The following is a 14,165-nucleotide window of genomic DNA, read 5'->3' as shown; positions in this document are numbered from 1 at the left end:
CTGCATAAAACGGTAATTTTGGTAACGCGATGAATGAACCAACGTCGAAACCCTGGTATCGGGAATTCTGGGCCTGGATGGTCTTGGCACCGTTGATTACGGTGGTTGTAGTCTCCTCTATTACGGTCTCCATTGCCGTGCGCTTTGCTGATGATCAGGTCAGCGATACCTACTACAAAGACAGCCGCATGTACCATTTTTCCGCGGAGCAAGACCAGCGTGCCAAAGCTCTGGGGCTGGCGGCCTTGGTGCAGTTCCAGCGCACTGAAGGTGGCGTTACTGTCGAATTGAATGGCAATACCGACTACCCGGAAAAACTTCTGCTGACTTTGAGCCACCCGATGGAAGAGGATCTGGACCAGCATATCGAGTTGTCACAGCTCTCTGTGGGGCGCTATTCCGGTGAAGTACCGGGCGCCTTAAAAAGCCGCTGGTACCTGCGCCTGATGCCTGAACTTGACCCAAGTGCACATCAGCAAGCCGAGTGGCGTTTGAAAGGCGAGATTAACTTCGACCTGGGCAACGCGGCGCCCATGAATCCCGGCAGTCAATGAAGTCACCCTGTTATCACTGTGGGCTACCGGTTCCCGCTGGCAGTAATCACTCTGTTGTGATCGAAGGTGTCCCGCGCAGCATGTGCTGTCCGGGGTGTGAGGCCGTGGCGAGTGCAATTGTCTCCGGGGGATTGGACGGCTTTTACCGTTATCGGGAAAAACAAAGTGATCGCCCGGAGCAGAACCAGCCACAGGATCGCTGGAGTGCTTATGATCTTCCCGAAGTGCAGCAGCAGTTTGTGCACGACTGGGACGGCGGGCGCCAAATGGCGGCGCTGCTGATCGGTGGTATTACTTGTGCCGCCTGTGTCTGGTTGATAGAAAAACATCTGGGGCAATTAGCCGGTATCGAGAAAGTCTCGGTCAACGCCAGTACCCAGCGTGCGCAAATTGTTTTCGATCCAGAGCAGATTCAACCCAGCGCCCTGTTTGAGGCCCTGGAGCAGATCGGCTATCGCCCTGCGCCGGCGACTGCCGCCAACCGCGAAAGTGTAATTCAGAGTGAGCATCGCGCTGCCCTGCGCCGCCTCGGGGTCGCTGGTCTCGGTACCATGCAGGTGATGATGTTCGCCATCGCCCTCTATTTTGGTGCCGGCAGCGGTGATGTGGGTGAGTTCGAACGCTACTTCCGCTGGGTCTCTCTGCTGGTAGCCACTCCTGTAGTGTTCTATGCCGCGCGGCCTTTCTTTAGCGCGGCCCTGCGCAGTCTGCGCACGCGCCATTTAAGTATGGATGTGCCGGTTTCCCTCGCTATTGGCCTGGCCTATGGGGCCAGTTTCTATGCCACCGTATTCGGTACCGGCGAGGTATATTTTGAATCCATCTCCATGTTTACCTTCTTTTTGCTGTTGGGGCGCACTGTTGAGATGCGCGCGCGCCACCGAGCGGGGCTAGCCAGCGGTGGGCTCGCGCAGCTGTTGCCCATGACCGCGGCAAGATATGACGGCACTGAGGTTGCCCACGTCCCCGTAGCAGCCCTGGCGGCTGGCGACCGGATTTTACTGCGCCCCGGCGATACGATTCCCGCTGATGGTGAGGTACTCGAAGGTGAGAGTGGCGTAGATGAATCGCTACTCAGTGGTGAATCCGCGCTACAGCAAAAGACCGTGGGCAGTCCTGTGTATGCAGGCAGCGTCAACGGCGATTCCAGTCTTACCGTGCGTGTCACTGCCGCCGGAAAATCCACGCGCTTGTCGGCAATTGAGCGTCTTGTGGAGCGCGCCCAGCTGGAGAAGCCAGCTCAGGTAGCCCTGGCGGATCGGGTTGCCGGCATTTTTGTCGGAGTCGTACTGGTTGCAGCCCTGAGTGCTTTCGCGGTCTGGTGGCAACTGGACCCGAGTAGGGCATTTTGGGTGGCCTTGTCCGTGTTGGTGGTGACTTGCCCCTGTGCTTTGTCTTTGGCGACTCCCGCGGCATTGGCCTCAGCAACTCTGCGTCTGCAGGAGCTGGGCTTGTTGGTTGCTGGCGGCAGTCTTTTAGAGACCTTGCCCCGCATCAGTCGTGTGGTGTTCGATAAAACCGGTACCTTGACCCGTGGCGAACCACGCATCCTGCATATTGATTTACTGCGTGATGGCTGGACCGAACAGAAAGTCAAAGATGTGGCTGCAGCACTCGAGTCCCAAACTCACCATCCACTGGCACGGGCATTTCGTGCCTGGCGTGGCAACCTGACTGCAAGCCAGCTCAAGGTACATACAGGCCGCGGCCTGGAGGGGCAGATAGAGGGCAACCGCTACCGCCTGGGCCGAGCCGATTTTGTCATCATGCAATCTATTACAGCTCCACAGGGAGAGGGGCAGTGGCTGTTGCTGGCCGATGAGGTTGGCGCCATCGCCTGGATCGCGCTTGGCGATAAATTGCGGGACTCCGCTGCACAGGCGGTTGAGCAGCTGGGCCAAATGGGCCTGTCAGTTGAATTGTTGAGCGGCGACCAATCCGCTGAAGTAAAACGGTTGGCTGCCCAGGCGGGCATCGAAGGTTTCCGCGCTGGTGCATCGCCCGAAGACAAGCTCTCCCATATGAAGCAGCGGCAGGACGCGGGGGAGAAAGTCCTGATGGTGGGTGATGGCCTCAATGATGTGCCGGTATTGTCAGGTGCTGACGCGTCGGTGGCGATGATGTCTGCCGCTGACCTGGCCCAATCCCGCGCGGATGCAATTCTGCTCAACGGTGACCTGCGGGTGTTGGCGCAGTCTGTCGCTCTGGCGCGTAAGTGTCGCCGGGTGGTACGTCAAAATCTGGCCTGGGCCCTGGGGTATAACGTCATAGCACTACCCCTGGCGGTGTGCGGCCTGGTGCCTCCATGGGCCGCCGCTATTGGTATGTCTCTGAGCTCTCTGGTAGTGGTCATCAATGCACTGCGCTTGTCTCGAGCCGCACCTTCTACAGAGGACACCACCCGTGTAGAGCCCAATATTCGCCCCAGATTGGCGGATTAATACAGAGGAGTGAAGCGTGGACAGTCTCTATTTCCTGATTCCTATTGCGGTGGTATTTGTTGCTCTCGCCATAAAAGTCTTCTTCTGGGCCGTAAATAACGGCCAATATGACGATCTGGAGACGGAGGGACGACGAATCTTGTTTGAAGATGATCTGCAGGCATCATCCACAAAGACTGAGGAAAAGGAGTAGTAGTTCGTGGGGGATTGGGGTTTTTTGGCGGCTGCGCTCGCCATCGGTTTTCTCGGTAGTAGTCACTGTATTGGTATGTGTGGAGGGATTTCTGGCGCGCTGGGCATGGCGGTGCCAGGTAGGCAGACCGCCTGGGTGCAACTGGGTTCCTACCAGTTGGGGCGCGTTGCCAGTTACACATTGATGGGTGGCCTGGCCGGTGCCCTGGGGGCTGCCGTTATTCCGGCACTGACACCGTTGCGGTTTGCTGCAGGAATAATGTTGATTGTGATGGCGCTCTATGTAGCGGGTATCTGGCGCGGCCTGGTGTGGCTTGAGAAGGGCGGTAGCTACCTCTGGCGCTATGTTCAGCCGCTTTCCGCTAAGTTGTTGCCGGTGCGCTCCGCGGGACAGGCTATTGCACTGGGTTCTCTGTGGGGTTGGTTGCCCTGCGGTTTAGTCTACAGCGCCCTGACTTTTGCTTTGGCCCAGGGCAGTGCGGAACGCTCAGCGTTGGCGATGCTTGCTTTCGGCCTAGGCACCTTGCCAGCCATGTTGGCCACTGGCGCCGCCGCCGTACAGGTGCGTAATTTCGTGCAGAAGCCAGGGGTGCGTCTGGGGTTTGCCGCCGCGATTATGCTGTTTGGCTTTTGGACATTGTGGGGCGCTCTCGGCCATGGGGGGCACGGAGATCACAGCAATCACGGTGCTATGAATGCCGTGGAATCTGTTGAGGAGAAGCCACAGGAAGAAAGCCACCACCATCATCACTGATTGTTGTTGGCGGGCTTGTGGGGCACGGCAGTAGCAGCACTGTGCCCCATCAAATCTAAAATTCGATACGCAGCGATAGGTCGACAGCACGCAGGTGCTTGGTCAAACTGCCAGAGGATATGTAGTCGACTTCCAGTTCCGCCAGCTGTGCGATGCGCTCCCGATCTACACTGCCAGAAATTTCAATTCGCGCGCGCCCCTTGGCCATATCCAGAGCACTGCGGGTGTCCGCATCGTTGAATTCATCGAGCATTATTACATCTGCACCGCTATCTAGCGCTTGCTGGAGTTCTTCGAGAGTTTCCACCTCAACCTCTACCAGTGCCCCCGGTTTAATCGTTCTCGCCTGGGCTACGGCCTTGTCGATACCACCGGCAGCGGCGATATGATTTTCCTTGATAAGAAAAGCGTCGTAGAGGCCGATGCGGTGATTGTGGCAGCCGCCGCACAGTACGGCATATTTTTGCGCGCTGCGTAGGCCTGGAATGGTTTTGCGGGTGTCGAGGATTTTCACCTCGGTACCGGTGGCGCGTGCGGCGAACTCTGCGGCAGTGGTTGCTGTGCCGGACAGGGTTTGCAGAAAGTTAAGTGCGGTGCGCTCGCCGGTGAGGATTGTGCGGGCATTGCCCTCGAGTTCAAAAATCACGCTATTGGCGGAAACTCTATCGCCATCAGTAAAATGCCAGGTTAATTGCAGGTCGGGATCCAGTTGTCGAAAGATCTCCTCAACCCAGGCGCGCCCGCTCAGGGCGCAGTCCTCGCGGGTGATCACGCGGGCGCGGGCACTGCGATCAACGGGGATCAGCTGGGCGGTGATATCGCCATTGCCAATATCCTCCTCCAGTGCCGTTCGCACAGCCCTTTGCAGGTCGGTCATGATGTTTGGGATGGTGGAGTCTTTAGGGTGCATTGGCAAACCTCGAAATAAACGCGCGGGCAGTTTACCAAAACCCATGGGATTTGGATTGCCTGGGGGTCCATGCCACTCCTTTGCATGTATTTTTCCCGATAGCAGCTGCCCCAACATTTCGCTGTGACAAGTGTCTCAAATGTGTCGCGAAACTGTGTCAATAGGGCAGTTATCATGGGTAAAATCCAAGGCGGATGGGTATCGGCGTAGGCGCACGTTATCCCTGTCTTCACTATTCAATTTACCTGCATTAAAAAGCTTGAAATCTGAGCAAAATCAACAGGTTATTGGTTTTTTCAAGCAGAATGTCGATTAATTTCAATTAGTGGTGGCGGTGTGCATCCCAACCTGTTGCCACTGATTGATAGAAGTGGTGTGGGTAAAAAGTAAGGCTTGGTTATTTACCGCGACTTGTGCGGCCAACAAGATTTAAGCCAGCAAATACGTAATAGCCGGATGGTATTTGAAGGACCTCTTGGAAATGAGTGAATCCAGCAAGGTAGTTTCCCTTTCAGAGAAAAGCGCAGAGCGATCTACGGCGCTTGCAGGTAAAGCCATGGTGCTTCCATCGGCCGTTGCAATGTTGAAGGAGAAGGCTTGCGCCGAGTTATTCGAGCGGGTCAAGTCACTGTTTGGCAAAGTGGATGACTCACTTTTTGCCATGGCCGAGCGTGCCCATGGTCAGGAAGAGCAAGATGGATTGTTCCAAGCCTTGCGCCTGTTGCGGGTTGAGCGCCGCAATATTGCAGAAAACTTCATTGGCAATGTCCAACAGGCTTTTCAGATTCGCCAGGAGGCTCAGGACACACCCAGCTTTGCTCCAGATAATCTGTCACTGGTACACAACGATGATCTAGAGCAGTTGGTGGCTGCAGATACCATGGTGGCTTCTGCAAAACGCGATTTTGCAGAACCTTTAACGGAATTGTGTCTGCGCCTGGATACCCTTTATTCGGTTAAGATTTACGACAAGAACAACCCCTTGGGGCCCGATGTTATTTGCGACGCCTTTGTGGAGGCAATCCAGCCTCTCGATCTACATATTCGCGCCCGCCTCACCCTGCTGAAAAAGTTTGAGCAGCTTGTTATGCAACAGCTGCGGGGGTTTTATGATTTTTGTAACCAGTTGTTGGTGGAGCAGGGAGTATTGCCCTCTCTGAGGGAGCAACAGCGTGCGGCACGCCAACGGCCTGCACATTCTACGCCGGTGTCAGGTGGTGCCCAGACTACAGCGGGTACTGGCCATGCTGAGGCTGAGGGGCAGGGGCCGGTTGCTTCAGGCGTTCCAGTTAGCGGCCACGTTGCTCCGGGCCTAGTACCTACTACAGCTGGTATGACCCCCATGCCGGCGGGAGATCTGCTCAGCCACCTGGGCGCCTTACAGAGCGGAGCTCATTACCAGGGCGGTGGTACGGCCCAATTGCTCAATGTGGGTGAGCTATTACAGCAGCGTTTGGTAGAGGCAAACCAAGCGGCATCGCTGGCGAAAGTGGACAGTGATGTTATCAAGCTGGTGGAGATGCTGTTCTCCTTTATCCTGGAAGATCGCAGCCTGGCAACGCCCATTAAATCCTTGTTGGGTCGTTTACAGCTGCCCTTGCTAAAGGTGGCTATCGCCGATAAATCATTCTTTAGTAAAGGGGGGCACCCCGCACGTAAGCTGCTCAACGAACTCGCCGATGCAGCCACGGGTTGGCAGGCTCCGGAAAACTATGAGTCCGACCCTCTTTTCCGGGAAATCTCCCAGATTGTTGAGCGCGCCCTGAATGAGTTTGATCAGGATATTCATATCTTTTCATCCTTGTTGGAGTCCCTGCGTGAATTTATAGCCCGTGAGCGCAAACGCGCCGAGATGCTAGAACGCCGGGTGGTGGATGAGGCCGATGGCCGTGCAAAAACCCAGGCCGCGCGAGCGCGCGTTGCCGCTGTTATGGATGCGTTGGTGGCGGAGCGCGATCTGCCGCCGGTTGTGCAGGACTGGCTCAACAAGGTTTGGAATAACGTTTTATTCCTCACCTGCGTTAAAGAGGGTACTGACAGTGAGGCCTGGAGTCGCGATGTACGCACCGCTCGGGACCTGGTCTGGAGTGTGCAGGCGCCGATGCCGGAAGCGCGAAAGCAGCTTTTGAGCCTTCTGCCAACTTTGCAGGAGCGCCTGAGGGAAGGTATTGAAGCACTTTCCTACAATGCCTTTGAGGCCCGTAGTCTGTTTGCCGGCCTTAAGGAAATTTATCGCGAGCGCTTCGCCTTGGCACAACGCTTAACAGAGGAGCGTGAGCGCTTAGTCAAAGAGCAGGTAGCCAGGGAAGTCCAAGCCGCTACTGCCTTAGAAGTGGTGGCGGAAACACCGGCTGAAACAGCCAAGATTGAAGGTGTTGCAGAATCGCCAGAAGCTGAAGTGGCCTTGGCTGAGGATCGGGTAGCGGTTGATAGTGCCGAAGCCAAGGAGGAAGTTGCTCTGCCGCCTATGGAGGAGATAGAGCAGGCGGTGGCCCAAGCTGAAGTCGCCCCGGTTACCGAGGAGCAGCAGGGACTGGCACAACTCGATGAAGACGATCCCCACTGGCAGATGACCTTCCGCCTGGCTCAGGGTAGCTGGTTCGAGCTGAAGCGATCCGAAGAGGAACAGTTCCGCTGCCGTTTGGCGGCGGTGATCCGGGATATCGACCAGTTTATTTTTGTAAATCGCAATGGTGCCAAAGTAGCGGAATTTGCCCGCCTGGAACTGGCCCATGCCCTGCGCTCAGCACAGTTGTTACCCCTAGATGACGGCATGCTGTTCGAGCGCGCCTTGCAGTCAGTAATCGGTAATGTACGTAAAAAACGCAGTGAACAGCGTTAGGGAATAAAAAGGCAATTTCATATACCCGGCAGTCTAGACCGGGTTTCCACTTCTGTCGTCAGACAGTTCCAAACGGATTGGCATATCGATCAACGCTTCCATAAAATGGTTACTGCTGAAATCCCGGGCTACTCGGGTTGGTAGTTTTTTTGGAGCGGAGATCGCAGATTGAAATATCAAGTGGATTCCGGCTGGTTATCAGGGGCGCGTCGTGTTCCCAGCCCACACTGCAACAGCCGGCCGGATAACTGCCCTGTAGACCTACTGGTGATTCACAGCATAAGCCTGCCCCCTGGTCAGTACGGTGGCCCTTATATTGATACGTTTTTCCTTGGGCAGTTGGACATTGATGCCCACCCTTACTTCACGGAAATTGCCGCTTTACAGGTTTCTGCCCACTTGCTTATCGATCGCGACGGCATCGTCACTCAATATGTGCCTTTGGACCGGCGAGCCTGGCACGCGGGCAAGTCGGAGTTTAGGGGGCGCAGCAACTGCAATGATTTTTCCATTGGTATTGAGCTGGAGGGCCTGGATACGGATATTTATACCGATGCTCAGTATCTGGCGCTGGCAGAAGTTACCCGAGCGATTATGCAGGCTTATCCAGGGATAGGAGTCGATAAAATTACCGGGCATTCTGATATAGCTCCTGGGCGCAAATTAGACCCGGGCCCAGGCTTTGACTGGCAGCGCTATCTGGGGCACGTAAAAAAAGTCGCCGAGTAATTGTGAGCGGTATTATTGGCGCATATTTATCAATAGAGTCTTACAATCGAATCTCGGCACTTTTGTGCCGGTAACTGAATTTCTTTACGCACTATCACGGCAACGTTATGACCTTGCTGATTATTTTATTGACCTTAGGTTTGGTACAAATTTGGGGATCGGGCGCGCCTTTACATCGCGATCACTGGTTCGATCGCTGGAGTACCCACATCGAGGGGCTTTCCCCGCTACAGGGAAAAGAAGGCTTGCTAATCGGATTTAGCGTCCTGCCGCCGGTTCTGGTGGCGGCGCTGGCAATGGCTTTTGCCCAATCTTTCGCTGGGGCTTTGGGGGGGCTTTTGCTAGGGGTCCCTCTATTGCTCTATTGCCTGGGGCGTGGAAATTTTAATGAGACTTTGAGTGCTTATCTGCGCAACTGGTATCGGGGTGATTTTAACGGGGCCGCCGAAGCGGCACGCCCCCTGTTGCGGGAAATTCACGAGAGTGCCGCCGAGGGCGGACGTTTGCATGAGCAGGTATTTCGCGGAGCGGCCTATTCCGCTTTCGAGCGACTTTTTGCCGTTTTGTTTTGGTTTATCCTGCTGGGTATTCCGGGGGCGCTGCTGTTTCGCCTGAGCGCTCTTTACGCGGAGCGTGCTCGGGGAACCGAACGAGAGGCTGTGGCCGCGCGCTGGCTGTGGTTGCTGGAGTGGGTGCCAGTAAGGTTGATGGGGCTAAGTTTCGCCATTGTCGGTAACTTTGCCGGCTGTTACAGGGCCTGGAGGCAGTGCCTGATGTGCCGGGAACGGGATACTGATCAGGTTCTCGAATCCTATTTGGAGGGGGCCCTGGGAGGGATTGATGCCAGTGAGTGCAGTGCCTCTGCAGATCTCTCCCATATCCAGCGCCAGAGTGGTGCGGAGATCGAAGGTTTGCAGGCGTTACTATCCAGGTCCCTACTGCTGTGGATTACCGCACTGGCACTTACTGTCTTGTTTTTCTAAATGTGAACACTCGCACCCATTGGAATCAAAGTTCCACAAAAAATTATAAAGTGGGATTAATTTGCTAACAGTTACTTGACTTAACACCAGTATCCAAGAAGATTGCGCCCGCTACAAAATCCAGGTTCTTTGCCTGGCTGCGGGCGACATATACTTAGTGGAGGATGCAGGGGTTGAAGGTTTCATTACTGGAAGCACAAATGCTGTCAGATCTCAGTGTGGCAAGTGGTGGCAATACCGCAGCTTTGGTTGCTGGCCTTAGGGCTTATTTCCGTAGTGGTGCCACTGTGGAACTGAGCTGGAGACGCCGGCAGTTGAATCAACTGCGCAAGATGCTCAGTGAAAATGAATCCCGCTTTATTCAGGCCCTGGGTGAAGATTTACATAAGGCGCCACAAGAAGCTTATCTGACCGAGATTGCTTTCCTCTACGCTGATATCGAACATACTCTGAAACACTTGAAGCGCTGGGTTCGCCCTCGCAAAGTATCCTCACCACTTTTGACCCAGCCCGCAAACAGTTACATCCAGCCGGAACCGCTTGGGGTGGTTCTGATTATTGGTGCCTGGAATTACCCTTTGCAGTTGTTGTTGTCGCCATTGGTTCCCGCGATTGCTGCGGGTAACTGCGCAGTTGTGAAACCCTCGGAGCTGGCTCCCAGTATCTCCCAATTGATTGCTGAACTGCTGCCACGTTACCTCGACCACGACGCTTTTGCCTGTGTTGAAGGCGCTGCGGCCGAGACCTCTAAGTTACTGGAGCAGCGCTGGGATCATATTATGTACACCGGTGGTGCTAGAGTCGGCAGGATTGTTATGGCGGCTGCAGTTGAGCACCTGACCCCGGTTACATTGGAGCTGGGGGGCAAGAGCCCCTGTATTGTGGCTGACGATGCCGATATTGAACTCGCCGCCCGCCGCATTGCTTGGGGAAAGTTTACCAATGCAGGGCAGACCTGTATCGCACCGGATTATGTGCTGTGCACCCGTCACACCGCCGATCTCCTGGTGCCTGCTATTCAGCAGGCGGTGACAAAAATGTTCGGAGAGGACCCGCAAAAGAGCTCGGACTATGGACGTATCGTCAATAGCCGGCATACCCTGCGCCTGGCGGATCTTCTCAGTGGTGGAGATGTTATTTATGGCGGTGAGGTAGATGCCGACAACCGCTATATAGCGCCGACACTGATGCGCTGCGTCGATCTCGAAGCTTCAGTGATGCAGGATGAGATCTTCGGGCCAATCCTGCCGGTAGTCGAACTGGATGACTTCGGAAAAGTGGAGGGATTTGTCAATCAGCGGGAAAAACCGCTGGCCCTGTATATTTTTACTAAAAGCGACAGCTTGGCCGAGCGGATTCTTTCCAGCTGCAGCTCCGGTAACGCCTGTGTGAATGACTGCATGATGTTTATGCTGGCCCAAGATCTGCCATTTGGTGGGGTGGGAGCCAGCGGTATAGGTTGTTATCACGGTGAACATGGCTTTAAAACTTTTAGCCACTATAAAGCGGTAATGAAGCGCAAAAATATTTTGGATGTTAATTTACGTTACGCCCCTTACAGCAAACGTAAATTCAGTTTGTTGAGAATGCTGCAGAAGTAGAAATACTGAGAAGTGTGACCAGCAGCGGGGATTTTACTGGTTTTTTGGGCGGCTGAATTGGTACATTCAGCAAAAATTATTTAGATAAAAATGCTATGCCCTCGGATCGTAATGACCTACCCACCAGTGCGGATGTTTTTTGTGCCGCGCAAACCATTGCTGACTCTGTCCACCGAACACCGCTAATTCGCTCCCAATTACTCGACCAAGTGGGGGGCGCTAACCTCTGGTTCAAGTGTGAACATCTACAGAAAGTAGGTGCCTTCAAAGCCCGCGGTGCCACCAATGCCCTTGCCAATCTGCCCGCTGGAGCTGAAGTGGTAGCGACTCACTCCTCGGGAAATCATGGTGCAGCTTTGGCCTGGGCTGCTGCTGAGAGGGGCCTACCCTGCATTGTGGTGATGCCCGAGACGGCGCCCAGGGCTAAGCGTGAGGCTGTACAGAGTTATGGCGCACAAATAATTATTTGTGATCCTACCCAATCGGAGCGCGAGGCCGCACTGCAAACCGTAGTAGAGGAAACGGGAGCCCATGTGGTTCCGCCTTTTGACGATAGTCGTATTATCGCTGGGCAGGGTACCGTTGCCCTGGAAGTGGTGCAGCAATGCCGCGATCAGGGTTTTACTCCGGATGTACTCCTGGCACCCGTGGGGGGCGGGGGGCTACTCGCCGGAATTGGTTTGGCCATGGCAGCCCTGGCACCAGATGTCTTGGTAATTGGTGCGGAACCCGCTGGCGCTGATGACGCTCAGAGATCACTACGTGGTGGTGTGCATGTCACCACCCAGCAGCCGCAAACTATCGCAGATGGCCTGCGCACCACACTGGGGCGCAGAAATTACTCTGTAATTCGGCGCACGGTGCGAGATATTGTGACAGTTTCAGAAAATGGTATCGTGCGGGCAATGGAGCTGTTGTGGACGCGTACCAAGCAATTGGTTGAGCCCTCTGCGGCAGTTGGCCTGGCAGCTGTGCTAGAGCACAGCGCGCGCTTTCGCAATAAGAATGTTGCGATTGTCCTCACCGGCGGCAATATGGATTTGGACCGGGCTTCGAGCTTGTTGGCCGGAGCCGAAAAATAACTACAGGACGATTGAATATGAATTTAGGATTTGGCCGCTTTATTTACTGCAAACTCAGAGCGGGCCTGGTGGCATCGGCCCTTTTCCTGGCGGCAATGGCTGCACAAGCTGGGCAGCTGACGCTCACTTCCAGCTCATTAAAACCCGGTGGCAAAATGCCGCTGGCTCATGTGTACAGTGGATGTGGTGGAGAAAATCTCTCCCCCGAATTGAGCTGGAGCGGCGCCCCTGAAGGTACTAAAAGCTATGCGGTAATGGTTTACGACCCCGATGCGCCAACTGGCAGTGGCTGGTGGCACTGGGTGATGTTCAATATTCCCGCTGAGGTAACCAGTTTGCCAGAGGGCGCGGGCGACCTGAAAAATGGTTTGGTACCAGAGGCCGTTCAGGGGCGCAATGATTACGGCAACCCCGGTTATGGTGGCGCCTGTCCACCAAAGGGGCACGGCGATCATCGCTACCGTTTTCGAGTCTATGCCCTGAAAGTAGACTCGCTGCCATTGGATGAGAACTCCTCCCCCGCTAAAGTGGGTTTCAATGTAAATGCCAATAAATTGGCGGAGGCCGAGCTCGAGGTTCTGTGGGGCCACTGAGCGCATCAGTTCTAAATTGATGGCCAAGTGCGGGCTAGTTGCCCGCATTATTTTACCAAGGCCAATTATGGGGTTTAAGGGGAAAGGTTGAATATGTCGCAGCAGCAACTGACATGGGGGCAAGCCCTCGGTGCTTACCTTAAGCCTCGTGTACTCACCATGTTTTTTCTTGGCTTTTCTGCCGGCCTTCCGCTCTTATTGGTCTTCTCTACCCTGACCGCCTGGCTGAGAGATTTTGGTGTAAGCCGCACAGCTATTGGTTTCTTCGCTTGGGTGGGAATTACCTTTTCGATAAAAGTGCTTTGGGCCCCAATTATTGACCAACTACGATTGCCTTTTTTCACTGATAAGTTGGGTAAACGCCGCGGTTGGATGTTGGTATCTCAAGTGGGGATTGCTATCGGGCTAGTGGGTATGGCCAGCGTTAACCCGCAGCAATCACTGATGGAAGTAGCCCTGCTCGCATTATGGGTTGCCTTCTGTTCGGCTTCGCAGGATGTGGCAATTGACGCATACCGAATAGAGGCCATGGATGAAGATTACCAGGGTGCTATGGCGGCTAACTACGTATTCGGTTACCGAGTCGCAATGCTGATTGCCGGAGCCGGGGCGTTATTTATTGCGGATGCTTTCAGCTGGTCAGGTGCTTATCTTGTGATGGCATCCCTTATGGGGGTGGGGGTGATTACATGCTTGGTAGTCTCCGAGCCTGATCACAGCAAGGTGAACAAAGAGGCAGATAAGCTGCAAAGTGAGTGGGAAGAACGCCTGTTGGGGAAGGGGGAGCACAGCCGCCTGAAACAGTGGTTTATTCGAGCCGTAGTGTGCCCTTTTGTTGAATTCTTTCAGCGCAATGGTCGCTTTGCCCTCGTTTTATTGGTTTTTATCGGTATTTTCCGTCTCAGCGATATTGCGATGGGGATAATGGCGAATCCGTTTTATCTGGATTTGGGGTTCACCAAGACTGAAATCGCGGAAATCAGTAAACTATTTGGGTTTTTCTGTACCATTATCGGTTCCTTTCTCGGCGGGGTTTTAGTTGTTCGCTATGGTGTGCTGCGCCCATTAATACTCGGTGCAGTGATGGTGGCGTGTACCAATCTCTTGTTTGCTCAGCTTGCACTGATAGGACCGGACAAGGCGTGGCTCGCGCTGGTGATTAGTGCCGACAATATCAGTGGTGGTATGGCTAATGCTGTGCTCGTTGCTTACCTTTCCAGCCTGGCCAATAAGGCCTATACAGCCACCCAATATGCACTGTTCAGCTCACTCATGACACTGCCGGGTAAATTTATCAGTGGCTTCTCCGGTATCGTGGTGGATGCTCAGGGCTACGCCCTGTTCTTTATTTATGCGGCACTAATGGGGCTGCCGGCTATATTCCTTTCTATCTATTTTTGGCGGCGGGAGAGACGCGGCTGGAGTGAAGAACAGCCCCAGCCGGGTTAAGGGCTTATCGCGGCCATAAGGTGCCCCCTCTCTTT

At 54.6% G+C, this 14,165-nt stretch carries 12 protein-coding genes; 11 read left to right on the top strand and 1 reads right to left on the bottom strand.

Going from position 1 to position 14,165, the window contains the following annotated elements:
* The first annotated feature begins 29 nt into the window (after nt 1-29).
* Genes ACJJIV_RS05390 through ACJJIV_RS05375 form a run of 4 tightly spaced genes read left to right on the top strand, consistent with a single transcriptional unit; the run spans nt 30 to nt 3,941 of the window.
* Nucleotides 30-554, top strand: coding sequence for a FixH family protein (locus ACJJIV_RS05390; protein WP_252084949.1), 525 nt, complete (start codon nt 30-32; stop codon nt 552-554).
* Nucleotides 551-2,995, top strand: coding sequence for a heavy metal translocating P-type ATPase (locus ACJJIV_RS05385; RefSeq protein ID WP_444891025.1), 2,445 nt, complete (start codon nt 551-553; stop codon nt 2,993-2,995). Before ACJJIV_RS05390 ends, ACJJIV_RS05385 begins: the two co-directional genes overlap by 4 nt.
* A gap of 16 nt (nt 2,996-3,011) precedes the next feature.
* Complete coding sequence (gene ccoS / locus ACJJIV_RS05380) at nt 3,012-3,188, top strand: cbb3-type cytochrome oxidase assembly protein CcoS (RefSeq protein ID WP_252084951.1); 177 nt, start codon at nt 3,012-3,014, stop codon at nt 3,186-3,188.
* Nucleotides 3,189-3,194: 6 nt separating this feature from the next.
* On the top strand, nt 3,195-3,941 hold the full coding sequence (locus tag ACJJIV_RS05375) for a sulfite exporter TauE/SafE family protein (protein ID WP_252084952.1): 747 nt from the start codon (nt 3,195-3,197) through the stop codon (nt 3,939-3,941).
* A 55-nt stretch (nt 3,942-3,996) separates the two neighbouring features.
* Here the strand turns inward: ACJJIV_RS05375 and nadC are convergent, their stop codons facing one another.
* Entirely contained in the window at nt 3,997-4,851 is an 855-nt protein-coding gene (gene nadC / locus ACJJIV_RS05370; RefSeq protein ID WP_444891024.1) for a carboxylating nicotinate-nucleotide diphosphorylase, read from the bottom strand.
* Nucleotides 4,852-5,332: 481 nt separating this feature from the next.
* On the opposite strand from nadC, the gene ACJJIV_RS05365 reads away from it, so the two are divergent.
* From ACJJIV_RS05365 to ACJJIV_RS05335, 7 genes are all read left to right on the top strand, one after another.
* Entirely contained in the window at nt 5,333-7,693 is a 2,361-nt protein-coding gene (locus ACJJIV_RS05365; RefSeq protein ID WP_444891023.1) for a DUF1631 domain-containing protein, read from the top strand.
* Between the two features lie 168 nt (nt 7,694-7,861).
* Nucleotides 7,862-8,422, top strand: coding sequence for a 1,6-anhydro-N-acetylmuramyl-L-alanine amidase AmpD (gene ampD / locus ACJJIV_RS05360; protein ID WP_444891022.1), 561 nt, complete (start codon nt 7,862-7,864; stop codon nt 8,420-8,422).
* 107 nt (nt 8,423-8,529) lie between these two features.
* Nucleotides 8,530-9,405: a regulatory signaling modulator protein AmpE gene (gene ampE / locus ACJJIV_RS05355; protein WP_252084956.1), complete on the top strand. Its 876-nt coding sequence runs from the start codon at nt 8,530-8,532 to the stop codon at nt 9,403-9,405.
* Between the two features lie 173 nt (nt 9,406-9,578).
* A complete protein-coding gene (locus ACJJIV_RS05350) occupies nt 9,579-11,006 on the top strand; it encodes an aldehyde dehydrogenase family protein (RefSeq protein ID WP_444891021.1) in 1,428 nt (475 codons plus the stop codon).
* A gap of 95 nt (nt 11,007-11,101) precedes the next feature.
* Entirely contained in the window at nt 11,102-12,088 is a 987-nt protein-coding gene (locus ACJJIV_RS05345; RefSeq protein WP_444891020.1) for a threonine ammonia-lyase, read from the top strand.
* A 17-nt stretch (nt 12,089-12,105) separates the two neighbouring features.
* Nucleotides 12,106-12,681: a YbhB/YbcL family Raf kinase inhibitor-like protein gene (locus ACJJIV_RS05340; RefSeq protein ID WP_444885770.1), complete on the top strand. Its 576-nt coding sequence runs from the start codon at nt 12,106-12,108 to the stop codon at nt 12,679-12,681.
* Nucleotides 12,682-12,774: 93 nt separating this feature from the next.
* Nucleotides 12,775-14,130, top strand: coding sequence for an AmpG family muropeptide MFS transporter (locus tag ACJJIV_RS05335; protein ID WP_444891019.1), 1,356 nt, complete (start codon nt 12,775-12,777; stop codon nt 14,128-14,130).
* The last annotated feature ends 35 nt before the right edge of the window (nt 14,131-14,165 follow it).

It is taken from the genome of Microbulbifer mixtoriginis (SeqCode) (assembly GCF_052466765.1).
Note: the sequence above shows the minus strand (reverse complement) of the source record. Positions and strands in the feature narration are given on the sequence as shown.